The following is a 26348-nucleotide window of genomic DNA, read 5'->3' as shown; positions in this document are numbered from 1 at the left end:
GCTACCGTGGGGGCATGACCACGCTGACCGTCACCTCCCCGGTCACCGGATCCCGCATCGGTGACGTCCCCGCCCACACCGCCGCCGACACCTCGGACGCCTTCGCGCGCGCCCGGACGGCGCAACCCGCCTGGGCCGCCACCCCGGTAGCGCAGCGGAAGAAGATCATGCTCCGGATGCACGACCTCATCCTCGAACGGCAGTCCGAGATCCTGGACGTCATCCAGGACGAGACCGGCAAAAACCGCGCGAGCGCCTTCGACGAGATCCTCGACATCGCCGTCACCGCCCGCCACTACGCCCACGCCGCCGCGCGCCTGCTCAAACCCCGCCGGGTCCGTGGCGCGGTGCCCGTGCTCACCCGGACCCACGTGGAACGCGCCCCGAAGGGCGTGGTGGGCATCATTTCGCCGTGGAATTACCCGCTCTCGCTGGCGCTTTCCGACGCCCTCCCGGCGCTGCTCGCCGGCAACGCCGTCGTGCTCAAGCCGGACGAGAAGACCCCGTTCACGGCCCTGCGCGCCGTGGAGCTCCTGCGGGAGGCCGGCCTGCCGCGCGACGTCATGCAGGTGGTCACCGGCGAAGGCGCCGTGACCGGCCAGGCCGTGGCGCAGGAGTGCGACTACCTCATGTTCACCGGTTCCACGCCCGTGGGCCGGAAGCTGGGCGCAGTCGCCGGCGAGCGTCTGATCGGCTACTCCGCAGAGCTGGGCGGCAAGAACCCGCTCATCGTCGCACCCGACGCCGACATCCCCCGCGCGGTCCGCGGCGCCATCAACGCATGCTTCTCCAACTCAGGCCAGCTGTGCATCTCCATCGAGCGGATCTTCGTGCACGCGGACGTCGCCGACGATTTCCTCACCGGCTTCATCGCCGCGACCGATGCCATGCGCGTGGGCGGCGGCCGCGACTGGACGGTCGACATGGGCTCGCTCATCTCCGAGGAGCACAAGTTCAGGGTCGCCTCGTTTGTCGACGACGCCGTCTCCCGCGGCGCCACCATCCTCACCGGCGGCCGCGAGCTGGATGAGCTGGGCCCGGCCTTCTACGCCCCCACCATCCTGACCGACGTGCCCTCCGACGCCGAGCTCTTCGCCGAGGAGACCTTCGGGCCGGTGGTCACCGTCCAAGTCGTCGACAGCCTCGACGAGGCAGTGGCCAGGGCCAACGAATCGGACTACGGCCTCAACGCCTCAGTGTGGGGCGCGGGACCCACCGCCCGGAAGATCGCCTCCCGCCTGCAGACAGGCACCGTCAACATCAACGACGGATTCGCCGCCGCCTGGGGATCCCTCGACGCCCCCATGGGCGGGTGGAAGCAGTCCGGCGTGGGCCGCCGCCACGGCGAGGTGGGCCTGCTCAAGTACACCGAGGAGCGGACCGTCGCCGCGCAGCGGGGGCTGTCGCTGCGCGGACCGGCCGACATGCCGCGCGAGCAGTACGCGCAGGTGATGTCGAAGGCCCTGCGCTACGGGCGGGTTCTGCTGCGTTAACGGGCGGTAATCTCGCGGCGTAGCAGGAAGAAGAAGGGTTCAGGCAGGCCACGGAGGTCCATCGCGCCGAGGAGGATGTCCTCGTCGAGTCGGCGGAAATGGTCGTTGATGGGCTGGGAGTCGTAGATCATCGTCGCCGTGGCCACCCCGCGGTAGACGACCATGCGCAGCCGTGCCTTCGGCCGGCGGGCCTTCAGCAGGGGCAGGCCAAGACGCCCGACCGCGACCACCGCCGGGTGGCGCACGAGTCGTGGGAACCTCAGTGCCAGGCGCACGGGGATGACGGCCGGCTCAACCTCAAAGAGCTCTCCGTCGTGGCCGAAGACGAGCGGGGCCACCCCGTCCGCGGAGGAGAAGCGTTTGCCGTGCCAGCCGTAAGCTCCCAGCAGCCCGTCGAGGGGGTTGTCGGTGGGCGCCTCGGAGCCGGCCCACCGGCCGTACATCTCCTCGATGCTCACGGCCGGGAGGGAATCGAAGATCTCCAGCGCACGGGGCGGAGAGACGCCGCCCTCCAGTTCAACGATCACGTCACCGGTCACGGGGCTCTCCAGACAGGGCGGGGTCAGCGCTCCAGGATGCAGTGGTCGATGCGGGAAAGACCCTCGTTGACCTCGTAGGACGTGGCGGTGATGTCGGTAATCCCGAAGCCCGCCCGGCGCGCGGTGTGCTTCTCCACGTAGGCCTGGGCGCTGGCCTCATCGGCGAAGAGGTAGACGCCGCCGGCGACACCGCGCTGCGGGTCCTCCGTCCACACCTTCCAGATCAGCCCCTCCTGCCCGGCGATGTCTTTCGCCAGGTCGGCGTAGGCGGTCTCAGCTTCGGCACCGAAGGGGCCGGTGGACGGGAACTCGAAAACCAGGAGCTGTGTCATGCGCCCAGGTTACGGCAAGATCAGCCCCTGAGACCCAGGGCGTCGACCGGCCGCCGCCGTACGACGCTAAGGCCCGCATGTCAGGATCAGGCTGAAATTTCCCCGAGATCGCCCTGCCAGGAAAATCCAGGACAAGAATCAGTCCGATCCTGACATCAGCCCGCACGACAAAACGCCGACCCATCACCGAGGGTCGGCGCCTTCCCTGCAGCTCAGATGCTAGGCGGGGGCGGTACTGGGGCCCGACTGGTTCGGGTCGGCCAGATCACCCGGATCGGCCTGCTGCTCCGGGCTCGGCTGTTCGCCGTCACCGATACGCTCATCGGCGGCGTGACGCGCCTTGGCGATGTGCTCCGCCTTGTCCTCCCCCAGCCGGCCGGTGGCGAACTGCTCACCCCGATCGAGGAGCTTGTCGGAGTTTTCTTCGCTGCTGAGGAACTCGCGGGCCTTGTCTTTGGCGCCATCCATGATGCCCATTGCTATCGGTCCTTTCGTTCGTCGGTCAGTGCTGCCCCCGACGGTACCCACGGCCCCGGCGGGTTCGCCACGTTCGGGATGCTCCGTGATCCGATCTTGACCTCTCAGCGCTCGAAGAGCACCGAATCCAGTTCACCGTGGCGGGAGCATCCGGCCACCCAGCCGTTCGGCCTGACCTGCACCTTCATGCGTCGACCGCAGAGCTGGCAGTAACGCGGGGGCTCCAGGCCGGCCGCGGCGCCGGCGGACAGCGGACGCCCTGTCCCGACGCCGATCTCCACGCCGGTGTTCGGGTGGAAGTCAGGGGCCTCCCCCGCGGCGACGGCCGCTGCGAGTTCACCCATCAGATGACCTGGCCGACGGCCTTGATCGGGATGCGCAGGCCGTCGAGCATGTCCAGGTCGTCTTCCATCGGACGGCCGAGGGTGGTCAGGTAGTTGCCGACGATCAGGGCGTTCGCACCGCCGGCCAGACCCTTCTCAACGCCGAGATCCCCCAGCGTCAGCTCGCGGCCGCCGCCGAAACGCAGGGTGGCCTTCGGCATGGCGAGGCGCAGCATGGCGGTGGCCTTAAGCGCCTCGGCGGCGTCGATGAGCGGGCGGCTGGCGAAGGGGGTGCCGGGGCGCGGGTCGAGGAAGTTGATCGGGACCTCCTCAGGTGCGAACGCGGCGAGCTGGACGGCGAACTCGGCGCGCTGCGCGAGGGACTCGCCCATGCCGAGGATGCCGCCGGAGCAGACCTCGATGCCGGCGTCGCGGATCATCTCGAGGGTGCGGTGGCGTTCGTCCCAGGTGTGGGTGGTGGCCACGCGCGGGAAGAAGGAACGCGCTGACTCGAGATTGTGGTTGTAGCGCTTGACGCCGGCGGTCTTGAGGCGGTCGACCTGCTCCCGGGTGAGGATGCCCACCGAGACGGAGATGTTGATGTCCACCTCGGCCCGGACGGCGGCGACGGCCTCCTCGAGCTGGCGCATGAGGCGCTCGTCGGGGCCTTTGACGGCGGCGACGATGCAGAACTCGGTGGCCCCGGACTTCCTGGTCTGTTTCGCGGCCTCCACGAGCTCGGCGACGTCGAGCTGCACCGAGCGCACCGGGGATTCGAAGAGTCCGGACTGGGAGCAGAAGTGGCAGTCCTCGGGGCAGCCGCCCGTCTTCAGGGAGATGATGCCCTCGATCTCCACCTCCTCGCCGCACCAGCGGAGGCGGACCTGGTGGGCAAGGTCCAGCAGCTCCGGAAGGTGCTGGTCACCCAGTTCGAGGACCTGGAGGAGCTCCGGCTCGCTGAGACCCTCCCCCTTCTCCAAGGCGGTTGCGCGGGTTCGGGCGAGGATGTCGGACATGGGTGAGGCTCCAGTCATTGAACGGTGTTTAAGAGACTGGGCCGAGTGTAGCCCACCCTATTGAACGACGTTCAAGAAAGGGGTGGGCAGGGCAGAGTCCGCTCAGGGCACTTCACCCGGTGGATCTGGTTGGACCCTGTGCAGATGCGCAGGGTCCAACCAGATTCACCAGGGTCGGCGGCCCTGTCCCCTGCAGCGCTAGTAGCGGAAGATCGCCCCGGCGGCGTGGTTGCCCTGCAGATCGGGCACTACGTCGATGGTGCCGCGGTTGGCCAAGGTGTTGGCGATGGCCGCGTCGAGTTCGTCGGCGCGCGCGTCCTCGGTGAGGGCGCGCTCCGCCAGGACCAGGGTGTCCACGCGGCCGGTGGCGGAGTCGCTGCCGATCAACCCGGTGTCATTGGTCGCGCGGCCGGTGCCCAGGGCATCGCCGAGGCGCTCGAGGGTGGCGTCGTGGCGACGCTTCCCCTCGGCCGCGGCGATGGGCCAGGCCTTCTTCTGCAGCTGGGCCGGGGAGAGTTCGCTCGGGGAGCCGGGGACGATCTCCTCGAGCACCTTCACGGTGGTGATGTGTTCGGCGAGGGCGCCGCGGTACTCCTCGAGGGTGGCCAGGATCAGCGGACGCCGGTCGTTGGTGAAGCGGGCCTCGAAGCCCTTGCTCACCTGCTGGAGGAAGCCGTTGAGCACGTTGTAGTCACGGGGGCCCTGGCCGTGGGCGGCGGAGGTCTGCGAGTACTGCCGGGTGATCTCCGGCTCGCGGGTGTTCACGCCCTCGGCGTCCTCATCCGAGGCGGGGATGTCCCCGAGCGGGAGTTCGGTGATGGTCGCGCGGTCACCCTCGAAGATGCGGACCTTATCCCGGCCGACGGCCAGGAGGAGGAACTCCTGGTCTTCGGTGAACAGCGGCAGGATGGGCCGCAGGTTGGGGTGGTCGCCGACGATGACGGCCGGGACGAAGTCGCGGTCGGTGCGGAAGTGCCGGCTGCCGCCCGGGTAGGCGTAGACGGCCAGACCGTCGGACTGCTCCTGCCAGAAGCGGCGGGAGTCCGCGAGCGACTGGACCGGGGCGAGCAGGGATTCGGCATCGGCGTCCGGGTAGCGCTCGGCGAGTTCCTTACGGGCTTCCTCCAGCAGCGGCCGGAGCCGCTGGGAGTCGGCCAGGGTCTCGACGCCGCCGCGGTGGGTCGGCAACACGAGGGAAACCACGGGTCCGGGCTTCGTGGCCAGGTCACGGAGCTCGTCATGACGGACGGGGTCTGAGGCTGTGATGGCGTTCCGGGTATTCATGTTCCCAGCCTACGGAGCGGTCCCCTCCCCCGGAGAGAGTTTGTCCGATCCGTGACCTGAAAGAGTCGCACCGCGCCATTTAAGACAGGCTTGTCTAGCAAAAACTGACCGATAGGTCTACCATGAGCATCATTAGAACACGACCCAAAGGAAATCTTCATGATCTTCAAACGTTCCCTCGTCCTCGTCAGTGTCGCCGCGCTCTCCCTCGGCCTCGTTTCATGCGCCTCGGACAGCACCGATGACAAGACAATCCGCGTCGGTGTCTCCCCCGGCCCTTACTCCGTCCTCTTCCAGGACGGCATCGACCCGATTCTCGCCGAAGACGGCTGGACCATCGAATACACCAATTTCTCCGATCTGCAACAGGCCACCACCGCCGTGCAGGAAGGCGCCGTCGATCTCAACGTCGACCAGCACACCGCCTACATGGAGGTGTTCAATCGCGAGCGCGGCGCCGAGCTGGACTCCATCACCGAGGTCCCGACGGTCCCGGCCGGCCTGTACTCTGAGCGTCATAGTTCGCTGGAAGACGTCGCAGACAGCCAGACCGTGGGCATCCCGATGGACGCCTCCAACGCCGCCCGCGCCTACAACATCCTCGCCGATGCCGGCTGGATCACCCTGAAGGACGGCGCTGACCCGGCGCTGCTCACGGAGAACGACATCGACGAGAACCGCTACAACCTGGACATCCAGGTCATGGATTCCGCCACCATCCCGCGCGCCCTGCAGGACCTGGACTGGGGGGTGATCCCGGGTTCGATGAGCTACGCCTCCGGCGTGGATCCGAATCTGCAGCTTTTCCAGGAGGATCTCCGCCCGGAGCTCATCCTCGTGGCGGTCACCCGTGCCGACCAGGTTGGTACGGAATGGGCCGAAGCAGTCGCGGAGGCTTACCGCGATGACTCCTTCCACGAGTTCCTCGAGGACGAGAACGTCAACGACTACTGGTTCGTCCCGGAATCCATCAAGTAACCCCTGATGAGCACAGCTGTCTCCTTCGACAACGTCAGCAGGCGCTACGGTGACATCACCGCCCTGGCTGGTGTGAGTTTCAACGTCGCCTCCGGTTCCGTCTACGGGGTCGTGGGCACCTCAGGCGCGGGTAAGTCCACCCTGCTGCGCACAGTTAATGGTCTGGAGACCCCCTCCGAGGGGTCCGTCACGGTGCTAGACCAGGACCCGGCCACGCTCAGCCAGGCCGGTCTCCGCGGCCTGCGCCGTGAAGTGTCAATGATCTTCCAGCACTACAACCTGCTGGGTTCGAAGACCGTGGCGGAGAATGTCGCTATGCCGCTCATGCTGTCCGGCACGCCCAAGGACACCATCCGCGGGCGGGTCGCCGAGGCTCTCGAACGTGTCAGTCTCGCCGACCGCGCCACCCACAAGCCGCGGCAGCTCTCCGGCGGGCAGCGCCAGCGGGTGGGCATCGCCCGCGCGCTGGTGACCCGTCCGAAGGTTCTGCTGTGCGATGAGCCCACGAGCGCACTCGACCCGATCACCACCTCCCAGATCCTCGACCTGCTGGTACAGATCAACGAGGACCTGGGGATCACGGTGGTCATCATCACCCACCAGATGGACGTGATCGCCCGGATCGCCGACAACGTCGCCGTCCTGGAGGACGGGGAACTGATCGAGAACGGTCCGGTGGATGAAATCTTTGCCCATCCGCAGGCCCCGCTGACCAGACGGTTCGTGGAAACCGTCGTACCGCAGCGCCTACCTGACTCCCTCTCGGAGGAGGTCCGAGACGGCAAGGCCGGCACGGTCGTCCGCCTCGTCCACACGGGCGGGGCGGCACGGACGGTGCTGCGCGACGTCGAGAAGCAGTTCGACGTGCAGGCAGCCCTGCTGCACGCCTCAGATGCCCCGCTGCGGCACACAACCGTCGGCACGATGGTGCTGGGCCTGACCGGGCCCGGCGCGGCGGTGTCGCACACCTTGGAATGGCTTGCTGAACAGCCAGGACTCACCGTGGAGGTACTCCCATGATGGAACTATTCGACACCCGCGTGACTCCGCAGCAGTATATCGACGCAGGCTGGGAGACCCTCTACATGGTGGGGATCTCGCTGTTCATCGGTGCGCTCGCCGGCATCCCCCTGGCGTTGTTGCTGGTGATCACCCGCCCCGGCGCGCTGCGCCCGAACCGGCTGATCTACTCGGTGACCAACTTCGTGGTCAACATCGTGCGTTCCGTTCCCTTCATCATCCTCATGGTGGCCATCGTGCCGCTGACCAGATTGATCACGGGGACGTCGATCGGAACGACCGCGGCGCTGGTGCCGCTGACGATCTATATCGCGCCCTTCATCGCCCGTCTCATCGAGGCCTCGCTCCTGGAGGTCGGCCCCGGCATCCTCGAGGCCGCCGAGTCGATGGGGGCGACGATGTGGCAGACCATCCGGTGGTTCATGCTGCCGGAGGCCCGGGCCTCGATCATCCTGGCGCTTACCACCTCCACCGTCGGCCTGATCGGCGCGACCGCCATGGCCGGCACCATCGGCGGCGGTGGCGTGGGCGACCTGGCGATCTCCTACGGTTACCAGCAGTTCGACACCTTCGCGATGATCGCGACCGTGATCATCCTCATCATCGTGGTGCAGGGCATCCAGTCTCTGGGCAACTGGCTCGCCCGCCGTGCCCGGGACTAGATAGGTTGGACTCCATGCCGCTCTACGACGACACCCTCGCCCTCCTCCGTGCGCTCATCCGCAACGCCTGCGTCAACGACCTCACGCCGTCCTCCGGCCAGGAGGTCCACAACGCGGACACGCTCGAGCTCTTCTTCGACGGCGTCCCCGGCCTGGAGATCAACCGCTACGAGTCCGCGCCCGGGCGGGTGAGCATCGTGGTCACCCTGCCCGGCACGGACCCCTACGCCGAGCCGCTGACGTTCCTCGGCCACACCGACGTCGTGCCCGTCGACCGCCACCACTGGACCGTCGACCCCTTCAGCGCGGAGATCCGCGACGGCCGCATCTACGGCCGCGGCGCGATGGACATGCTGTTTATCACCGCGACGATGGCCGCCGTGCTTCGCGACGCCGCCCTCACCGGCCGCCCCACCGGCACCCTGACCTTCGTGGGCGTCGCCGACGAGGAGGCCCGCGGCGGGCTGGGGGCCAAGTGGCTCTCCGAGCACCACCCCGAGGCCTTCTCCTGGCGCAACACCGTCTCCGAGACCGGCGGATCCCACCTGCCCATCTCCGACGGTTCCGACGCCCTGGTGCTCGTCGTCGGCGAGAAGGGGGCCGCGCAACGCCGCCTGCACGTCACCGGCGACGCGGGCCACGGCTCCAACCCCTACGGCCGCGATTCGGCGGTGGTGAAGATCGCCGAGGTTGCGCGCCGTATCTCGCAGATCGACATCCCCGTCTCCGACGACCACCTCTGGCAGGGCTTCGTCCGCGCGTTCCGCTTCTCGCCCGAGGTCGAGACCGCACTCCTGGAGGGCACCGACCCGGCCGCCTTCGAGCACTTCGGCGAGGACCTCAAGCGCTACGCCCACGCCCTGTCGCGGCTGACCATCTCGCAGACCATCCTGCGTTCCGGCACCGCCATCAACGTGCTGCCTTCGGCGGCGACGCTCGACCTGGACATCCGCCCGCTGCCGGGCACCACCCAGGACGATGTGGACGAGCTTCTCACCGGAGCACTCGGCGACCTCGCCGACCAGGTCCGCATCGAACGTCTCATCTCCGAGTCGGCCACGGTCTCCCCCACCTCCGGCCCGCTCTACGACGCCCTGGTGGACACCTTCGACGAGTTCTTCCCCGGCGTCCCCGTCGTGCCCACCATCGCCGCCGGCGGCTCGGACCTGCGGTTCGGCCGCCGTCTCGGCGGCAACGGCTACGGCTTCGCCCTGCACGCCCGGGAGCGCACCCTGGGCGACGTATTCTCGCAGCTGCACACCCACGACGAGCACCTGGAGCTGGCGGACCTCGACCTCACGGTGCAGGCCTACCGCTCGCTGGTCCGCCGCTTCTGCGGGGTCTAGATCCCGATGAACACCGCCGCCAGCGTGATCGTGACGATCGCGCCGACGAGGTAGTTCAGCCAGAGGAACACCCGCCAGGCGCGGTTGACGTCCTCGCAGGTGGCGTCGGTGATGTTCCAGAAGCGCAGCGTGTTGGCCACGTAGCCCAGGCCCGCGATACCCACGATCCACCCCGGGGCGGGCAGGGCGAAGACCAGCAGCGCCGCCAGCAGGTAGGCGCCGGCGGCCAGGCGGGTGGTCAGCCGGGCGCCGAAGGCGGTGGCGATGGAACTCAGCCCGCCCTCGCGGTCCGCCTTCACGTCCTGCACGGCGCCGAGCGCGTGGCTGGCCATCCCCCACAGGAAGAAGGCGCCGGCCGCGAACCAGAAGTGGGTGCCCGCCTCGCCGCCGGTGATGGTGGCGCCGACGATCGCCGGGGTGACGAAGTGCGCCGACGAGGTCACCGAATCCAGGACGGGGCGTTCCTTGAACCGCATGGGAGGCGCGGAGTAGGCGATCACCGCCGCCATGGCGACGGTCAGCCACAGCGCCGAGGTCCAGGTCCCGGCCGCGTACAGCGCGATCAGGAAGGGGACGGTCGTCAGCGCCGAGGCCCACAGCAGGGGTGCGTGCATCGACTTCGGCAGGACGGCACCCTCGACGCCGCCCTTGCGGGGGTTGCGGATGTCGGATTCGTAGTCGAAGACGTCGTTGATCCCGTACATGGCGATGTTGTAGGGGATGAGGAAGAAGAGCACGCCAACCCAGAACAGCCAGTCCAGTCCCCCACCGGCCAGCAGGTAGGCCAGGCCGAAGGGGAAGGCGGTGTTGACCCAGCTGATGGGCCGGGAAGCGGAGAGCACCCCGAGGATGGTTGTCATGGATGCTGCTTCTTTCTCCCCGGCCAGAAGGCGGGGACGATCAGTGCGACGAACAGCGGGTAGAAGAAGTCCTCGACGGGCACGAGGCCGACCTGCAGTCCGAGGCGCTGCGCGTCGCCGTAGCCGACGAGTTCCGCCCAGATCATGAGGTTATCGAAGACGGCGGTGAGCACCAGGAGCACGGCGGCGACGATCGCGGTCACCGCCACCTGGCGGGGCGCGGAACCGCGCCGGATGACCCACAGCACCGCGGCGAGGATGAGGAACGGCAGGCTGATGAGCAGGTAGGTCATGCGGACCGCCTTCCGCGGGCGTCGAGAAGCAGACGCGCCCCGGCCGTGAGGTTGATGGTCAGGTAGGTGAGGAAGAACAGGAAGATCGGCTCCTCCACCGGCATCTCCGGGGCGAGGACCACCCCGGTCATGTAGGAGGAACCGCCGCGGAAGAAGGATCCGGTGGCGATGCCGAGGGCGTCCCAGACGAGGAACGCCGCGACGACGGCCGCGCTGAGCACGGCGGCGCGGCGGGCGTCGAGGAAGAAGGCCAGTTTCCAGCGCCAGTCGCACAACGCCATGCAGACCAGGACGACCAGGAGGATCGTCAGATAGGTGAAGGGCTCAAAGAACTCAGGCACGGGCGCCCCCCGACTCCGGGAGCGGGCCCGGGCTGGTGTCGCCGTGCAGGCGCTTGACCACGTTCTCGGCGGAGATCAGGCACATGGGCACGCCCACACCGGGCACGGTGGTGGCGCCCGCGTAGTACAGGCCGTCGACCTTCCCGGAGACGTTGCGGCCGCGCAGGAACGCCGACTGGCGCAGCGAGTGGCCGGGGCCGATGGAACCGCCCCGCCAGGCGTGGAAGCGCTCGGCGAAGTCGACCGGGCCCAGGGTCCGGCGCACGACGATGCGTTCGGCCAGGTCCGGGATGCCCGCCCACTCGGCGATCTGGTCGACGGCGGCGTCGGCGATGGCCTCCACCCGATCGGAGGCCTGCCCGCGGTAGGCGTCGCCGTGCCCGATCTCCTCGGCCGCGGGGACGGGCACGAGGATGAAGAGGTTCTCGTGGTCCTCGGGCGCCACGTCCGGGTCGGACGCCGAGGGCATGGAGACGTAGATGGAACGGGACGCGTCCAGCGGGCGGTTGGGGACCGGCCCGTCGAAAACGGCCTCGAAGTCCTCCGTCCAGTCGCGGCTGAACAGCAGGTTGTGGTGGGTCAGCTGCGGGAGCCGGCCCTTCACACCCGCCATGACCAGCACGGTGCCCAGCCCCGGATCGCGGGAGGCGAAGTACTTCTCCGGGTAGGTGCGCAACTTCGGCGGCAGGAGACGGGTCTCGGTGTGGTGGAGATCCGCGCCGGAGACGACGATGTCGGCGCCGATCTCCTCGACCCGGCCGTCGGCGCGGCGGACGCGCACGCCGGTCGCCACATCCTTGCGGCCTTCTTTCCGCGTGGTGATTGCGGTGACCTCGGTGTCCAGCTCGACGACCGCGCCGTGCTTGACCGCCTGGCGGTGGATCGCCTGGATGACGGAGGTGAAGCCGCCGATCGGGTATCGCACGCCCTGCACCAGGTCGGTGTGGCTCATCAGGTGGTACATGGAGGGCGTGGTCTCCGGCCGCGAGGACAGGAACACCGCCGGGTAGGTGAGCACCTGGCGCAGCCGGTGGTCGCGGAAACGGGCGTTGACGAAGGAATCCAGGGGCTGGGTCAGCAGCTTGGCCAGCTTGCCCAGGCGCTGGCGCACGTCGCGGTGCAGCAGCGGGCCCGGCGCGGAGAAGGTGGTGTAGAGGAAACGCTCGATGGCGATCCGGTAGGTGTCGCCGGCGCTGTCGAGGTAATCGCGCAGCTTCTGCCCCGCGCCGGGTTCGATCGACTCGAACAATTCGACGGCCGCCTCCACGCCGCTGGGCACGTCCACCGGGGCCTCCCCCTCGGGGAACACCCGGTAGGCCGGAGCGAGGTCGACCAGGTCGATCTCCTCCTCCGTGGTGGTGCCCAGCAGCCGGAAGAAGTGGTCGAAGGCGTCGGGCATGAGGTACCAGGACGGGCCCGTGTCCCAGCGGAAACCGGGGTGCCCGTCCAGCGTCAAATCGCCGGCGCGGCCGCCGACGTTGTCCGTGCGCTCCACGACCGTGACCTTCATACCCTGCTTGGCCAGGAGCGCGGCGGTGGCCAATCCGGCGACGCCGGCTCCGATCACGACGGCGGAGCGGGGGGTGTTGTCTGCCATGTGTCTGATTCTCGTTTCTAGGGTTCGGGTTCTCAGGTTCAGGTCGCGGGGTTCATGCACCGGGCGGTGGCGACCGCCCGCGCCAGTATCGCGAGTTTCGTCCGGCGCGGCACGCTGACGCGTCGGCGCGTGAGCTCCGCCGCGGGAAGCTCGTCCAACTGGTCGGTCAGCGTGCCGAAGAGCTCCGCCGCCGCCAGCACACCGGTGCGGGCGGACAACGGCAGCAGGGGGATGACGGTGCGGGCGTGCGCGAGATCGCCGCGGATGTCGGTGATCAACTGCGCCTTGTGCTCCTCGGTGAGCTCGTGGTCGTCCAGGCCGGGGAAGTAGGCGCGGCCCAGGGTCCCGGAATCCTCCGCCAGGTCGCGCAGGAAGTTGATCTTCTGGAAGGCGGCGCCCAGGGAACGCGCGCCCTCCTCCATCCGGCCGCGCTGCTCCTCCGTGACCGGATGGTCCACCAGGAAGGCCGACAGGCACAGCAGGCCGATGACCTCGGCGGAGCCGTAGACGTAGTCCTCGAAGCTCTGCTCGTCGTAGGTCGTCTGGTTCAGGTCCCGACGCATGGAGGAGAAGAAAGCCGTCACATGCTCGGGGTTGAAACCGCAACGGCGGGCGCTGAGCGCGTAGGCGTGCAGGACCGGGTCGACGTGGAAACGCCGGGCGGGGGCGGCCAGGATCGCGCTCTCGTAGTCGTCCAGTGCCGCGGCGGTCTCCTCGGGGCTCAGACCCGCCGCCCGTGCCGTCCCGTCGACGATTTCGTCGGCGATGCGCACCATGGCGTAGAGGTTGCGGATGTCCGTGCGCACCTGCTTGCCCAGCAGGCGGGTGGCCAGGGAGAAACTCGTGGAGTAGGACAGGATGACCTCGTGGGAGGCCTTGACCGCCGCGCGGTCGTAGCGGTCCAGGAACTCCCCCAGCTGCTTCCGGTCCGGTGGCGTCTGCTCAGGCATGGGTGCGCAGCATCCCTTCGATTCGGTTCGTGATGTGGTGCAGATTCTCCCGGATGCCGGGCGCCAGGTCGGTCTCGTCGATGAGCCGGCGGGCATCCGCCAGGTGGGAGTCACCCTCCGCGATGACGTCGCGGATGATCCCGGCCAGGGCCTGCGGGTCCGTCGGCTGTTCGGGGTCCATCCTCATGGTCACCAACGTCGCACGCCGGTTGACCACGTCACCCGCGGTCTGCTTGCCGGTGACCTCGCTGTCGCCCACCGCGCCGGCGATGTCGTCGGCCGCCTGGTAGGCGTTGCCCAGCGCGTGGGCGATCGGCTTCATCGACGCCGGGTCCCGCCCGGCCGCCAGGGCGCCGAGCTTGAGCGGGGTGCCGAAGCTGTATTCACTGGTCTTGAGGTGGTTGCTCAGCCGCACCTGCTCCAGGTCGGGGTCCGGCTCCACCAGGTGGGCGATGTCGAGGATCTCGCCGGTGATCGTCTCGTGCGCCGCGGAGGAGAGCAACCGCATGCCGCGGCGGACGACGTCGTCCGCCAGGTCCGAGGTGAGCAGCAGCTGGAGGGCGCCGTTGATTCCCAGGTCTCCGGCGACGATGGCCAGCGAGGTGCCCAGGTGAGCGTCCCCGTACTCGTCCCGCACCGCCGCGTGGATGGTCGGGCGGCCACGGCGCAGGTCGTCGCGGTCGATGATGTCGTCGTGGATGAGGAAGGCCCCGTGGAGCAGGTCCACGCACGCCCCGAACACCGTGGCGGCCTGGAGGCCTTCGCCGGCGACGTCGCCGGCGGAGATATGGACGAGCCGGGAACGCAGGTGTTTGCCGCCCAGGGAGAATTCGGCCACACCGTCGTAGGCCATCGCCAGCAGCCGGGCGTCGTGCGGGATCTGGGCGCGGCCGCGCGCGAGGAAGTCCTCCAGCAGCGTCAGCGAAGCGCCGATCCGGGAATCGAGGTCCGGGGTCACGGTGCCAGCACCTCCCGCAGCCGTGTTCCCAGCAGGCCCCGCTGCGCCAGCCGGCGGTGGGGAGGGTGCTTCCGCCAGTTGCGCAGGACGGTGTAGAAACCCCGGTGGAAGCGCACCGCCACCTGCCGGATCCCGTGCAGGGCACGGTCGTCCATGCTCACTACGAGGTCCTTCTGGAACCAGACGGTCTCGTCGGCACGCACGGCAAAGGAGAGCTGCATGTCTTCATGGACGTAGGTGTCGCTCAGGTCGACCGAGTCGCGGACCTCCGCCCACCAGTCGGCGCGGATCGAGTAGTTGGTGCCGAACAGGGGATAGTGCCCCAGCGTGGAACCGACGCTGCGGAAATAGGCGCCCAGGTAGAGGGAGCTGGCGATGTCGCCTGCTGGGCCCGGGATCTCGAAACGGGCGGAACCGGTCACCCCGACCACACGGCGGCCGGGTGATGCCTCGGCTCTCCGCCAGATGTCGCGCACGCGCTCCAGGTAGTCGGGGTCAAGCTCGACGTCGGCGTCGATACGCATGAGGACGTCGCCTCCCGCGGCGTCGAATCCGGCCTTCGTCGCCCACGTGATGCCGCGGCGCGGCTCGTCGACGACCCGTGCCCCGTGACGGCGCGCGACATCAGCGGAATCGTCGGTGGACCCGTTGTCGACCACGATGACCTCGGCGGGGGCGACCGACTGCGCACCGAGGCTGCGCAGGCAGCGGTCGAGCAGGCGCGCGTCGTTCAGGCAGGGGATGATCACGCTGAGCGCCGGGCGGCCAGCTGATACGGGTGCGTCACTCATCGGTGACCGCGCAGGAAAGCGTCGACATGGAGGTAAGTCCTACTGGATAAAATGGGCGTGGCACTTTCTGTGATGTCACAATAATCAATCCCCGCCCCCCCCCGAGGGAGGTGAAGTGGGAAGGCTGGTTCCATTGTGCCTTCAACTGGCATCTGGACAGCCGCCATACACCATATTGGCATTTAATTAGCCAGGCTAACTAATCAGGCCCCGGCCGCCCCATCCACCACGCCGACGGGGGTGCCGAGGCCCTGCCCCAGGGCCCTGCCCCGGGGGTAATTTTCCCGAAGACAGTCACCCACTCGCGCCCTGCCCGCTAGAGTGCAAACTAGTTAGCCTGGCTAACTAGTTTTTCCACGGGGCCAGGCCCCCTCACCGCACCCGTACACTTCCGCGAAAGGCTCTGCTCATGAGCACCTCCAAGAAATTCGGCGCCGCCCTCCTGCTCGCCGCACTGATCTCCCCGCTCTCCGTCGCCGCAGCCGGAGCACAGGACCTGACCAACGGCGGACGCAACTCCAGCATCTCCGCGGACATCCTGCCCGCCGGTTCCAGCACCGGCCCGGAACTGCGGGAAGTGGGATTCGTCGTCGACCCGGAGAGGTACGACGGCAGGTGGTACCAGGTGGCCGCAGTCCCCCAGCCGTACACCCTGCAGTGCACCAACGACACCACCGCCGACTACGAACTCAACGAGGACGGCACCGCCCTGTCGGTGCGCAACTCCTGCGGCTCCCGGATCAGCTCGGACTCCGTCATCGACGGCACCGCCACCATCCGCAACACCGAAACCAACGCCTCGCTGCGGGTGAATTTCCCCGGCATCCCCTTCCAGGACGAGAACGGACCCGTCAACTACCGCATCACCTACCTGGCCGAGGACAACCCCACCGGGGACTACACCCTGGCCATCGTCGGCGACCCCCAGCGCCGCTCCGGTTTCGTGCTCAGCCGCACCCCGAACCTGACCGCCGAACAGTGGAATCTGGTCAAGACCACCGTCGCCGACCGCGGCTGGTGGGACTGCTCCTTCCTGACCGTCCCGATGGCGGAGGGCCGCAAGGACGCCACCCCGCTCTGCCTGCTCTAATCCGCTGCTAAACCGCGTGTAGCCCCCGGGGCTCCGGCGGACATTCCGCCGGGGCCCCTCGACGGCAGGGCCTTCTACGCGCGCCCGTCCCCGCCCGCCCGGTTCTCCTCTTCCGCCGTCCTGAGGATGGTGCGCAGCATGACCGGGAAGATGAGGGCGTGGAAGGGCAGCAGGGACCACCAGTAGAGCCGCCCCAGCAGTCCCGTCGGGGCGTAGAGGGCGCGCTGGACGTAGGTGGATCCTTCGCCGCGGTCCTTGACCTCCATGACCAGCCAGGCCCGGCCGTCGATCTTCATCTCGGCCGCCAGCACCAGCCGGTGGGGCCGGTCGAGTTCAACCACCCGCCACCAGTCCACCTTGTCGCCCACGGCCAGGTGGCGCGGATCGCGCCGTCCGCCGAGCCCCGGCCCGCCGATGAGGCGGTCGATGATGCCGCGCACCCGCCACAGCGAAGGGGCGGAGTACCAGCCGTTCGGCCCGCCGATTCCCTCCACGACCTCCCAGACCTTCTCGGCCGGAAGTTCCGACTCCCCGGAGCGGACGTCCTCGTAGACGGACTCCCCGGTCCACTCCGGATCCGTGGGCAGACTGTCCGCGGCGTCACCGACGCTGGTCCAGCTCCGGTCCCAGGAGGTGGGCACCCCACGGCCGCGTTCCGCCTTGACCGCCAGGGTCACCGCCGTCGGGTAGTCGATCAGCCCGCCGGGCGGGTCGGGGATGATCTCGGCGATGTCGTGCTCCTCGGTGACGGCGTCCTCCGCCATGGACTGCGCCAGGGGTACCGCCAGCCCGGCCGGCACGGGCGTGACCAGCCCGATCCAGCCGCCGGAGAGGGTGTCCATGGGCAGCGGCAGCGGGACGGTGAAAACGCGCCGGCGCAGCCCCTTCTGCCGGCCGTAGATCCTGATCAGGTCCGCGAACTCGTAGTCCTGCCCGCAGCCGATGTCGAACTCCCGGTTGACGGGTTCCTCGAGGTCCGCCGCCCGGACGAGGTAGTAGAGCGCGTCCCGGATTGCCAGGGGTTCGATGCGGTTCTTGATCCACCGCGGCGCCACCATCACCGGCAGCCGTTCGGTGAGGTGCCGGATCATTTCGAAAGAGGCGGAACCGGAGCCGATGAGCGTGGCCGCCCGGTACACGAGCGTGGGGGTCTTGCCCTCGAGGAGGATCTTGGCCACCCGCTCCCGGGAGCGCATGTGCTTGGACAGGTCCTCCAGCTGCCGTCCCCGGGGATGCAGGCCCGAGAGGTAGACGATCTGCGACACACCCGCCTCCCCCGCGGCGTCGGCCACCAGGGTGGCGGTCCGCTTCTCCACCTCCTCGAAGTCCTCGTCCTGGCCGCCCATGGAATGGACCAGGTAGAACACGACGTCGACACCCGCCATGATCCGGGCGATGTCGTCGGCGTCGGTGAGGTCCGCCTCCACCAGTTCCGCCCTGTCGCTCCAGTCGAACCGGCGCAGGCTCTCCACCCGGCGGGAGGAGGCGCGGACCTGGAACCCGGCGGCCAGCAGCTCAGTGACCAGGCGGCCGCCGACGTAACCGGAAGCCCCGGTGACCAGCACAGTCCGGCTCCCGTGTCGGGCGGTGTAGTCGAGGGTGGCGGGGAGTGAGGTAGACATGGGTCCAGGATAGATACGTGCGGGCGGCCCCGTCCGGCCTCCGGGGATTTCATGGCCGAACCGTGACGGCGGGCCGAGGAAATTACCGGCGGATCCCCTCGTAGGCGGCCAGCGCCATGGCCCGGGATTCCCGGAGGTCGACCACGGGGGCCGGGTAGTCCGGGCCGCCGAATTCCGGCACCCAGGCCGAGATGTAGGTGCGCTCCGGATCAAACCGCTTGGCCTGGGTCTCCGGGTTGAAGATCCGGAAATAGGGCGCGGCGTCGTCGCCGCACCCGGCCACCCACTGCCAGTTGAAGGCGTTGCTGGCCGGATCGGCGTCGACGAGCGTGTCCCAGAACCACTCCTCGCCGTGGCGCCAGTGGATGCCCAGGTTCTTGGTCAGCAGCGAACCGACGACCATCCGCACCCGGTTGTGCATGTGCCCGGTGGCCCACAGCTCGTGCATGCCGGCGTCGACCAGCGGGATGCCGGTGACGCCGCTGCGCCAGGCGCCGAGGTCGGCGTGGAAGTCCCCGGGGGCAGCGGCGCGGTTGCTGCGCCGTCCGTCGCGCCCGCCGGCGGTGCCCGCCGCCAGCTCACCGGGGTCCCAGGCCCAGGGGAAGGCGTCGAAATCCGCACGGACGTTAGCCGTCGCCAGGTCGGGGCGGTGGTGGAGGCGGTGCCAGGCGAAGTCCCGCCACATCAATTCGTTCTGGAAGACCGTGACGTCGCGCCCGTCCGCCTCCAGCGCGGCGGCCGCCGACCACACCGCGAGCGGGCTGATCTCCCCGAAGCGCAGGTGCGGGGAGAGCCGGCTGGTCACGTCGAGGGCCGGATAATCCCGCCCCTCGGCGTAACCCTGCTTTCCGACGCCCCCCTCCAGCGCGGCCAGGAACCCCCCGAGCCGGCGCCACGCGCCCTCCTCCCCCGGCGTCCACATCTGCTCCAGGCCGCCGGTCCAGTCCGGTTCCCGGCGGGAGGGGTGCGAGGGCAGCAGGGCGAGCTCGGCCAGGTCCTCCCTGCTCCCCTCCGGGTCCGCGCCGGGCCCGGCCAGTCCCTCCGGCGCCTGCTCCAGGTGCAGCCGGCCAGGGCCGGGACCCTCCTCGACGACGGAACGCAGCGCCCGGGAGAACGGCGTGTACACCTTGTAGGGGGTACCCTGCCCCGTAGCCACTGTCCAGGGTTCCGCCAGCAGGTGGCCCGGGAAGCTGTGGGCGTCGACCCCACCGGAACGCAGACTCTCCTTCACCTCCGCGTCGATGTCGCGCTGCGGGCGGTGGTAGCGCCGGCTCCACGACACGTAGGACGCCCCGTTCCGTGCGGCCAGTTCCGGGATGAGGCGGCGGGGGTCGCCGCTGCGGATCAGCAGGGGCACCCCACCTCCCGCCAGGTCCTCGATGAGTCGTTCCAGGCTGCGGTGCAACCACCACCGGGCCGCCCCGCCCAGGGGCCGGACCCCGGTCGCGACCGGGTCCTCGGCGATGTAGACCGCGGTGACCGGCCCGCGGTCGGCGGCCGCGGCGAGCGCCTCGTTGTGGCGGACCCTCAGGTCGTCGCGGAACCAGAAGAGGGCGGGCGCTTTCCCGTTCGCTTGAGTCACACCACCAACCTAGTGCTCCGATTTCCTTAACATGGCAGGAAGGAGGTGCCCACTATGTCCCAGACCCCCACCCGCACCCTCGGCAACACCTGGCTCCTGCCGGTGATCACCCTCATCGGCGCCGTCTTCGCGATCGCCGCCGCCTTCCTCGGCAGCGGCGCCCTCGGCGGAACGCCCATCAACCAGGCGGCCGGCGGAGCCCTGTCCGCCGACGCCACTCCCCTGGCCCCAGCCGGGCCGGCGTTCAGCATCTGGAGCGTGATCTACCTCGGCCTGGCCGCCTACGCCCTCTGGCAGCTGACGCGCACAGCCCGCACCTCGCCCCGGCAGCGTTCCCTGCGCCCCTGGGCGCTGCTGTCCCTGCTGCTCAACGCGGCCTGGATCTGGACCGTGCAGCTCGGCTCGCTCATCGGCTCGGTGGTGGTCATCCTCGCCCTGCTCGCCGTGCTCATCCGGATCATGTACATCCTGGGGGCCCCGCGGACGGGAGGGGTGGTCGAGCAGGTGCTCACGGACGGCGCCTTCGGCCTGTACTTCGGCTGGGTACTGGTGGCCACGTTCGCCAACACCTGGGCGTGGCTGGCCGACCTGGGCGTCGACGCCGTGCAGGAGATCCCCGCCGGCGTCGCCGGCATCGTGGTCGCCACAGTCGTGGCGGCGGCCGCCGCCCTGCTGGACGGCGGCCGGGTGGCGCCCGCGCTGGCCACGGCCTGGGGCCTGGCCTGGATCGCGGTCGGCCGCACGGAGGGACAGTTCGAGTCCCCGGTGCTGGTCTGGGCGGCCGGCATCGCCGCCGCCGTCGTCCTCCTGGCCCCGGCGCTGCGCAGACTCCGGCGGTGACAGCGGTGGCGGCGGCGCCCGGCAATGCCGGCGTTCCGCTCGCGCTGCGCACCCGTTCCCCCCGTGGGATTATGGGTGCCTGCCACCCGGCTGTCCAATAGTCCCACCAATAGAAAAGGTCTCCCCGACATGGTCTCCTTCCCCCGCCTGAAGTTCCGCCGCCCCCTCTTCGCGGCCACCGCAGCCGGCGCCACCGCCGCGCTCCTGGTCTCCTGCGCCGAACCCTCCGGGGACTCCGACGCAGCCGCCACCACCGAAGCCGCCGCCTCCCAGGTCACCACCCTCACGGTGTACACCTCCGAACCGGAGGAGAAGGTCGACGAGATCAACGCAGCCTTCATGGCGGCGAACCCGGACATCGAGGTCGAGGTGTATCGCGCCGGAACCGGCGACCTCAACGCCCGCATCGCCGGCGAGAAGGAGTCCGGCGAGATCGAGGCCGATGTCCTCTGGGCCGCGGACGCCCCCACCTTCGAGACGTACAAGGCGGCCGGCGATCTGGCTGAGCTGCAGGACGTGGACACCGCCGACCTCATCGAGGAGGCCGTCGACGCCGAGGGTTTCTACGTGGGCACCCGCATCATCCCGACCGTCATCGCCTACAACACCGACGTCATCGACGAGGCCGACGCCCCGCAGTCCTGGGCCGACCTGGTCGACCCGAAGTACGCCGGCCAGCTGGTCATGCCCGACCCGGCCGTCTCCGGCGCCGCCGCCTTCAACGCCTCCGTGTGGAAGAACAACGAGGATCTCGGCGAGGAGTGGATCAACGCCCTCGGCGAGAACCAGCCCATGATCGCCCAGTCCAACGGCCCGACCTCGCAGGAGATCGCCGGCGGCGGCCACTCGGTGGGCGTGGTCGTGGATTACCTTGTGCGTGACCTCGCCGACGCCGGCTCCCCGATCGCCGCCGTCTACCCGACCGAGGGTGCCCCGTACATCACCGAGCCGGCCGGCGTCTTCGAGGCCTCGGACAACAAGGAGGCCGCCGAGCGCTACCTCAACTTCCTGCTCTCCGAGGAGGGCCAGAAGATCGCCGTGGAGCAGGCCTACCTGCCGGTGCGCGAGGACGTGGGCACCCCTGAGAACACCCCGGAACTCGCCGACATCGTGCTGATGACCCCGGACCTGCAGGTCGTCACCGATGACAAGGACGCGGCCGTCGAGCTGTTCCAGAACGCCATGCAGTAACCCGGCATGAAAGCTCTGTCCCTGATGCGCGTCGGGGTGTGGCTGATAGTCCTCGGACTGTTCGTCGCACCCCTGTCGCTCGTCCTCGCTCTCGCCGCCGGCGGGAACCAGATACCCACTCTGTTCGACCAGGGGCTGGGCTCCGCGGTGTGGAACTCCACCTACACCACGCTGCTCTCCGCCCTCGGCGCGGTCGTCGCCGGGACGTCGATCGCGCTCGTGCTGGACCGCACGAACGCCGCGGGCACCGCCGTCCTGCGGCTGTTCCTGCTCTCCCCCCTGCTCATCCCGCCCTTCATCGGCGCGATCGCGTGGCTCCAGCTCTTCGGCCCGAACCAGGGGCTCAACCGCTTCTTCGGCGCCGAGGTGTGGAACATCTACGGCGCGGACGGCGTGACGTTCCTGCTCATCCTGCACTCGTACCCGATCGTCTACGTCATCGTCTCCGCGGGCCTGCGGTCCATCCCCTCGGACCTGGAGCAGGCGGCGCGCGTCAGCGGCGCCGGGACGGCGGCGGTGCTGCGGACCGTGACCCTCCCGCTGCTGCGGCCGGCGCTGCTCTCGGCCTTCACGCTCACCGCGGTGGCCAACCTCGCGGACTTCGGCATCCCGGCTTTGCTGGGTTCCCCGGCACGCTTCGAGACCCTGGCCACCATGATCTACCGCTTCATGGAGTCCGGGACCGTGGGCAACCCCCTGCAGATCGTCTCCACGATCGGCGTGGTGCTGCTCGTGCTGGGCGTCGGCGCCGTCCTGGCCGACCATCTCGTGGCCAACCGCGCCGCCGCCAAGCTGCAGGACACCGGCCAGGCGCTGCGTTTCGATCTCGGCGCCGCCCGCTGGCCGGTCACCCTCGTGGCCTGGGTGGCGGGCCTGGCCGTCACCCTCGGCCCCATCCTGGGCCTGGCCTACCGTGCGCTGCTGCCCGCCCCCGGCATCCCCTTCACCATGGACACCGTCACGCTGGAGAACTTCCGCCGCTCCCTGGCCAACCCGCGCGTGGCCGAGGGCTTCAGCAACTCCGTCACCCTGGCGCTGGCGACGGCGGTGATCGCCGGATTCCTCGGCTGGCTGATCGGGCTCCTGGTCACCCGCACCCGGTTTTTCGGGAACACCGCCCTGACCCTGACGGTGCTGCTGCCGACGGCGCTGCCCGGCCTGATCATCGGCGTCGGCTGGCTCATCCTCGGCCGCTACACCGGCATCTACAACACCATGTGGGTCATCCTCGGCGCGTACGTCTGCGCCTTCACCGCCATGGTGCTCCAGGCCGTCCGGGCGCCCCTGCAGAACACACCACTGGCCGTGGAGGAGGCCGCGCGCATCAGCGGCGCGGGGCGGCTGCGCGCGCTGCTGGGCACCACCGGCGCGATGGCGATTCCGGCGGCGTTCTCCGGCGCAATGCTCGTCGCGGTCACCGCCGTGCGCGAGCTGACGGTGTCGATCCTGCTCATCGCGCCCGGGACCACCACCCTCGGCGTGCAGGTGTTCAACCTGCAGCAGGCCGGAAACTACAACCAGGCGTCGGCGTTGTCGCTGATGTTCGCGCTCGTCGGTATCCTCGCTCTGGCGCTGACCGTGCGCTCCCCGAAAGTCAGGAGTTGAACGTGTCCGCCATCGACATCCACGACCTGTCCGTCACCTTCCCGGACGGCACCACCGGCCTCGCGGACGTGAACCTCAGCGTCCGGCCCGAGGAGTTCGTGGTGCTCATCGGCCCCTCCGGCTCCGGCAAGACCACCCTGCTGCGCACCATCGCCGGCTTCGTCCCGGCGAGCGCGGGCCACGTCGCCCTCGGCGGCGAGGACGTCACCCGGGTTCCCCCCGACAAGCGCAACATCGGCATGGTGTTCCAGCAGCACGCGGTGTGGCCGCACATGACGGTGGCGGCGAATGTGGCGTACCCGCTGAAGATGCGCGGCGTCGATAAGCGTGGGCGCAGCGACCGCGTCGCCCGCGCCCTCGAGCTGGTCGGCCTCGACGGGTTCGCGGCCCGCCGCCCCGATTCGCTCTCCGGCGGCCAGCGGCAACGCGTGGCCCTGGCGCGCGCCATCATCGCCGACCCCACCGCGCTGCTTCTCGACGAAGCCCTCTCCGCCCTCGACGAACCCCTGCGCGACAACCTGCGCCGCGAACTGGTCACCCTCACCCGCCGGGAGGGGTTGACCACCGTGCACGTCACTCACGACCGCTCGGAGGCGCTGTCGATCGCGGACCGCGTCGTCGTGCTCGACCGGGGCCGCGTCCGGCAGATCGCCGCCCCGCAGGACCTGGTGGCCCGCCCCGCCACCGCCGGGGTCGCCGCGTTCATCGCGGACGCGGCGCTTCTCGACGCCACCTTCGACAGCGCCGTCACCTCCGGCCCCCTGACCTGGTCCCCCGAGGAGGTGGACTTCGTCGACGAACCCTCCCCGGCGCTGACCCTGGCGGTCCTGCCGTCGGCCGTGGAGGTCCTGCCCGCGGATACACCGGACGCGCTGCCCGCCCAGATCCGGTCAGTGCTCTACGACTCCCGCGACTGGTCCGTCACCCTCGACGCGGCGGGGGCGGTGTTCCGCGCCACGGTGCGCGGGGCGCGGCCGCGGGTGGGCGACGCGGCGTCGATACGCATCCGCCGGCCCCTGGCCTACCCCGCCTGAAACTACCTGCCCAGCTCCGGGACACCGCCGATGTACTGGACCATGCCCACGTGCTGGAGCGCGTCGATGAGGATGAGGCTCAGGCGGCCCTGGACGGTTTCCGGGGCGCCCTTGAACTCGCCGATGACCTTGTCGAAGTCCTCGGCCTCCAGGGTGGAGACGTACTCGCGCAGGGCAGCCAGGGACGCGGCGATGTAGTCGACCAGCAGGTCCCGGTCCTCGACGATGACGGCGGCGGCCTCCCCGTCGGAGTGGCCGAAACCGGTCTCCTCGCCGGCCGGTCCGATATTGAAGCTGGAGCGGTAGTCCTGCTCCTCCCACACCTGGGGCTGGCCCGCGAGGGCGGAGACTCCCATCACGTCCAGGACCCGGCCCGCGTGCCACAGGTTCCACGCGGCGGAGTTCGGGTGGCCGCCCGGGTGCGTGTTCAGCTGCGCCGGGGAGAGCACGGGTACGCGCTCCAGGTTGGCGGTCGCGCGGTCGATGAGGTTGAGGTATGCGTCCTTGATATCCATGGGACAAGGCTACGCCCGCCACCCCCGGAAGCGTCGGCGTTTATCTGTGCTTAACAGCAGGCTCCGTGCCGGGTGACGGTGAGGGCCTAAGATGCCGTAGGTCCATCCCCCCCCGCCACGTGGAAGGCCTCAATGTCCGGCATCCGGAAGCACCAGCTCTCCCCCGAATCCCGGCGCGCGGTGACCGTCGCGGTCCTGACCGTCCTCATGGCGCAGCTGCCGATCAACGCCGTATCGGTGTCCCTGACCACCATCGCCGCCGATACCGGAGCCGCCACCGCCGGCCTGCAGTGGGTGCAGTCGATCTACATCCTCGCGATGGCTGCCGCGGTCCTCTCCGCGGGAGTTATCGCCGAGAACATCGGGCGACGGAAGATCATGGTGGGTGCGCTGTGGCTCATGGCTCTGGGGTCTGTGCTCGGCGGGCTCGCCTCCCTGGCCGGTGAAGGGCTGGCCATGCCTGTCCTGTGGCTCGGCCAGGCTTTCGCGGGTCTGGGCGGCGGCGCGCTGCTGCCCACCACGTTGGGCACCATCGCCATGGCCGTGCCCGACCCCCGCCAACGCGGACCTTACATGGCGCTGTGGGGCGCCGGCACAACCGCCGACCTGGCGTTCGGCGCGGTCGCGTCGGGCCTGATCCTGGAATTCGCCCCGTGGGGGTGGATCTTCGTGCCGACCGGCCTCCTCGCGGTGGTCATCGCCCTGGTCACCCGCCGCTTCCTGCCCGCCGCCCCCACCAGTTCCCCGGGCCTGGACGTGCCCGGCCAGCTCTTCGCCGTCCTCACCGTGGTGGGCCTTATCTTCGGTGTCATCCAGGGCGGCGCGCAGGGCTGGTTCTCGGTGCCCGCCCTCCTCGGCTACCTCGTGTTCGTGGTCTTCCTCGGCCTGTTCATCCACCGCGAGCGCACCGCCGCCGCCCCGCTCATGGATCTGCGGATCTTCCGCAACCCGGGTTTCGCCGCCGCCGGTGTCGCCGCGATGATGGCGTTGTTCTCCGTCGTCGGTGTCGGCTTCCTGCTGGCACTCTTCCTCGGCCAGGCCAGACAGCTCTCCCCGCTGGGCATCGCCTCCTACATCGCGTTCATCCCCGGCACCGCGTTTTTCGCCGCCCCGCTGGTCGGTCGGTTCCTGGGGAGGATGCGTGCCGACGTCGCCCTCTCCCTCGCCCTCCTCCTCGCCGCACTGGGCACCCTCCTCATCGGCCGCACCGACGAAACCTCCGCCCACCTCGACGTGGTGTGGCGCCTGATGATCTTCGGTGTCTCCATCGCCGCGATGTTCGCCTCCGTGGCCACCGTCGCCGTCAATTCGGTGCCCCTCCGGCAGGCCGCGATGGCCGGCGCCACCAACACGGTGCTGCGCCAGACTGGCGGCGCACTGGGTCCGGCCGTCATCGGCTCGATCTACGCCACTCGACTGGCCGACGGGGCCGCCGCAGCCGACGCGTTCAGCTCGGCGCTGCTGGTCACCACCGTGCTGCTGGTGGCGGCCGGCGTACTGGTTCTGGTGGCGGGAAACCGGCGCGCGGCGACATAGCCGGTGGATTCCGGCAGGCCATGTCGGGATCAGGCTGATTCTCGCCCCAGTGCCCTCATTTCAGGCAGTTCAC

Annotated in this window: 27 protein-coding genes; 11 read left to right on the top strand and 16 right to left on the bottom strand. The window is 69.4% G+C overall.

All coding sequences use genetic code 11. The annotated features are described in order from the left end of the window. The first annotated feature begins 14 nt into the window (after positions 1–14). Complete coding sequence (locus tag B840_RS00435; protein WP_042620487.1) at positions 15–1493, top strand: succinic semialdehyde dehydrogenase; 1479 nt, start codon at positions 15–17, stop codon at positions 1491–1493. Here B840_RS00435 and B840_RS00430 read toward each other — a convergent pair. The 6 genes from B840_RS00430 to B840_RS00405 all read right to left on the bottom strand — a co-directional run bounded on the left by B840_RS00430 (position 1490) and on the right by B840_RS00405 (position 5464). Then, on the bottom strand, positions 1490–2032 hold the full coding sequence (locus tag B840_RS00430; RefSeq protein ID WP_052491024.1) for a DUF4334 domain-containing protein: 543 nt from the start codon (positions 2030–2032) through the stop codon (positions 1490–1492). The two genes, B840_RS00435 and B840_RS00430, sit on opposite strands and share 4 nt — an antisense overlap. 23 nt (positions 2033–2055) lie before the next feature. After that, the gene (locus B840_RS00425; protein WP_042620486.1) at positions 2056–2364 is read right to left on the bottom strand and encodes a monooxygenase; all 309 of its coding nucleotides are present in this window, start codon (positions 2362–2364) and stop codon (positions 2056–2058) included. 219 nt (positions 2365–2583) lie between these two features. Beyond that, a complete protein-coding gene (locus B840_RS00420; RefSeq protein ID WP_042620485.1) occupies positions 2584–2841 on the bottom strand; it encodes an Rv0909 family putative TA system antitoxin in 258 nt (85 codons plus the stop codon). Between the two features lie 104 nt (positions 2842–2945). Then, positions 2946–3185, bottom strand: a complete 240-nt coding sequence (gene bsaP / locus B840_RS00415) for a biotin synthase auxiliary protein BsaP (RefSeq protein WP_042620484.1) — start codon at positions 3183–3185, stop codon at positions 2946–2948. Further along, complete coding sequence (gene bioB, locus B840_RS00410; RefSeq protein WP_042620483.1) at positions 3185–4180, bottom strand: biotin synthase BioB; 996 nt, start codon at positions 4178–4180, stop codon at positions 3185–3187. The genes bsaP and bioB overlap by 1 nt, the downstream gene beginning before the upstream one ends. Before the next feature lie 198 nt (positions 4181–4378). After that, a complete protein-coding gene (locus tag B840_RS00405) occupies positions 4379–5464 on the bottom strand; it encodes a baeRF3 domain-containing protein (protein ID WP_042620482.1) in 1086 nt (361 codons plus the stop codon). Positions 5465–5623: 159 nt separating this feature from the next. Between B840_RS00405 and B840_RS00400 the strand changes: the two genes are divergently transcribed. Genes B840_RS00400 through B840_RS00385 form a run of 4 tightly spaced genes read left to right on the top strand, consistent with a single transcriptional unit; the run spans position 5624 to position 9470 of the window. Then, a complete protein-coding gene (locus tag B840_RS00400) occupies positions 5624–6442 on the top strand; it encodes a MetQ/NlpA family ABC transporter substrate-binding protein (protein ID WP_156971800.1) in 819 nt (272 codons plus the stop codon). 6 nt (positions 6443–6448) lie between these two features. After that, complete coding sequence (locus B840_RS00395; protein ID WP_042620481.1) at positions 6449–7462, top strand: methionine ABC transporter ATP-binding protein; 1014 nt, start codon at positions 6449–6451, stop codon at positions 7460–7462. Continuing rightward, positions 7459–8124, top strand: a complete 666-nt coding sequence (locus tag B840_RS00390) for a methionine ABC transporter permease (RefSeq protein ID WP_042620480.1) — start codon at positions 7459–7461, stop codon at positions 8122–8124. The genes B840_RS00395 and B840_RS00390 overlap by 4 nt, the downstream gene beginning before the upstream one ends. Positions 8125–8138: 14 nt before the next feature. After that, positions 8139–9470 carry a M20/M25/M40 family metallo-hydrolase gene (locus tag B840_RS00385; protein WP_042620479.1) on the top strand — a complete coding sequence of 444 codons (1332 nt, stop codon included), beginning with the start codon at positions 8139–8141 and terminating at the stop codon, positions 9468–9470. Here B840_RS00385 and B840_RS00380 read toward each other — a convergent pair. Genes B840_RS00380 through B840_RS00350 form a run of 7 tightly spaced genes read right to left on the bottom strand, consistent with a single transcriptional unit; the run spans position 9467 to position 15260 of the window. Next, positions 9467–10330: a prenyltransferase gene (locus B840_RS00380; RefSeq protein ID WP_042620478.1), complete on the bottom strand. Its 864-nt coding sequence runs from the start codon at positions 10328–10330 to the stop codon at positions 9467–9469. The two genes, B840_RS00385 and B840_RS00380, sit on opposite strands and share 4 nt — an antisense overlap. Then, positions 10327–10623, bottom strand: a complete 297-nt coding sequence (locus B840_RS00375) for a lycopene cyclase domain-containing protein (RefSeq protein ID WP_042620477.1) — start codon at positions 10621–10623, stop codon at positions 10327–10329. The genes B840_RS00380 and B840_RS00375 overlap by 4 nt, the downstream gene beginning before the upstream one ends. Further along, the gene (locus B840_RS00370; protein ID WP_042620476.1) at positions 10620–10964 is read right to left on the bottom strand and encodes a lycopene cyclase domain-containing protein; all 345 of its coding nucleotides are present in this window, start codon (positions 10962–10964) and stop codon (positions 10620–10622) included. Before B840_RS00370 ends, B840_RS00375 begins: the two co-directional genes overlap by 4 nt. Beyond that, positions 10957–12597, bottom strand: a complete 1641-nt coding sequence (crtI, locus tag B840_RS00365) for a phytoene desaturase family protein (RefSeq protein WP_342341966.1) — start codon at positions 12595–12597, stop codon at positions 10957–10959. Before crtI ends, B840_RS00370 begins: the two co-directional genes overlap by 8 nt. Positions 12598–12599: 2 nt before the next feature. After that, the gene (locus B840_RS00360; protein WP_042620474.1) at positions 12600–13511 is read right to left on the bottom strand and encodes a phytoene/squalene synthase family protein; all 912 of its coding nucleotides are present in this window, start codon (positions 13509–13511) and stop codon (positions 12600–12602) included. Then, entirely contained in the window at positions 13504–14469 is a 966-nt protein-coding gene (locus tag B840_RS12790; RefSeq protein ID WP_052491021.1) for a polyprenyl synthetase family protein, read from the bottom strand. The genes B840_RS00360 and B840_RS12790 overlap by 8 nt, the downstream gene beginning before the upstream one ends. Further along, entirely contained in the window at positions 14466–15260 is a 795-nt protein-coding gene (locus tag B840_RS00350) for a glycosyltransferase family 2 protein (protein ID WP_042620473.1), read from the bottom strand. The genes B840_RS12790 and B840_RS00350 overlap by 4 nt, the downstream gene beginning before the upstream one ends. Positions 15261–15669: 409 nt before the next feature. Between B840_RS00350 and B840_RS00345 the strand changes: the two genes are divergently transcribed. Further along, positions 15670–16350 carry a lipocalin family protein gene (locus B840_RS00345; protein ID WP_042620472.1) on the top strand — a complete coding sequence of 227 codons (681 nt, stop codon included), beginning with the start codon at positions 15670–15672 and terminating at the stop codon, positions 16348–16350. A gap of 74 nt (positions 16351–16424) precedes the next feature. Here the strand turns inward: B840_RS00345 and B840_RS00340 are convergent, their stop codons facing one another. Then, complete coding sequence (locus B840_RS00340) at positions 16425–17972, bottom strand: SDR family oxidoreductase (RefSeq protein ID WP_042620471.1); 1548 nt, start codon at positions 17970–17972, stop codon at positions 16425–16427. 82 nt (positions 17973–18054) lie between these two features. After that, positions 18055–19554, bottom strand: coding sequence for a cryptochrome/photolyase family protein (locus B840_RS00335; RefSeq protein WP_042620470.1), 1500 nt, complete (start codon positions 19552–19554; stop codon positions 18055–18057). Positions 19555–19608: 54 nt separating this feature from the next. On the opposite strand from B840_RS00335, the gene B840_RS00330 reads away from it, so the two are divergent. The 4 genes from B840_RS00330 (at position 19609) to B840_RS00315 (ending at position 24224) form a co-directional block, all read left to right on the top strand. Then, a complete protein-coding gene (locus B840_RS00330; RefSeq protein WP_042620469.1) occupies positions 19609–20394 on the top strand; it encodes a tryptophan-rich sensory protein in 786 nt (261 codons plus the stop codon). Between the two features lie 129 nt (positions 20395–20523). Further along, positions 20524–21585, top strand: a complete 1062-nt coding sequence (locus B840_RS00325; protein ID WP_042620468.1) for an ABC transporter substrate-binding protein — start codon at positions 20524–20526, stop codon at positions 21583–21585. A 6-nt stretch (positions 21586–21591) separates the two neighbouring features. After that, positions 21592–23190: an ABC transporter permease gene (locus tag B840_RS00320; protein WP_042620467.1), complete on the top strand. Its 1599-nt coding sequence runs from the start codon at positions 21592–21594 to the stop codon at positions 23188–23190. A gap of 2 nt (positions 23191–23192) precedes the next feature. Next, entirely contained in the window at positions 23193–24224 is a 1032-nt protein-coding gene (locus B840_RS00315) for an ABC transporter ATP-binding protein (protein WP_042620466.1), read from the top strand. 2 nt (positions 24225–24226) lie between these two features. Here B840_RS00315 and B840_RS00310 read toward each other — a convergent pair whose 3' ends face one another. Next, complete coding sequence (locus B840_RS00310; RefSeq protein WP_042620465.1) at positions 24227–24739, bottom strand: DinB family protein; 513 nt, start codon at positions 24737–24739, stop codon at positions 24227–24229. Between the two features lie 132 nt (positions 24740–24871). Here B840_RS00310 and B840_RS00305 point away from each other — a divergent pair, with 132 nt between their 5' ends. After that, a complete protein-coding gene (locus B840_RS00305) occupies positions 24872–26275 on the top strand; it encodes an MFS transporter (RefSeq protein WP_042620464.1) in 1404 nt (467 codons plus the stop codon). The last annotated feature ends 73 nt before the right edge of the window (positions 26276–26348 follow it).

This window comes from Corynebacterium marinum DSM 44953 (assembly GCF_000835165.1).
Taxonomy (GTDB): Bacteria; Actinomycetota; Actinomycetes; order Mycobacteriales; family Mycobacteriaceae; genus Corynebacterium; species Corynebacterium marinum.
Note: the sequence above shows the minus strand (reverse complement) of the source record. Positions and strands in the feature narration are given on the sequence as shown.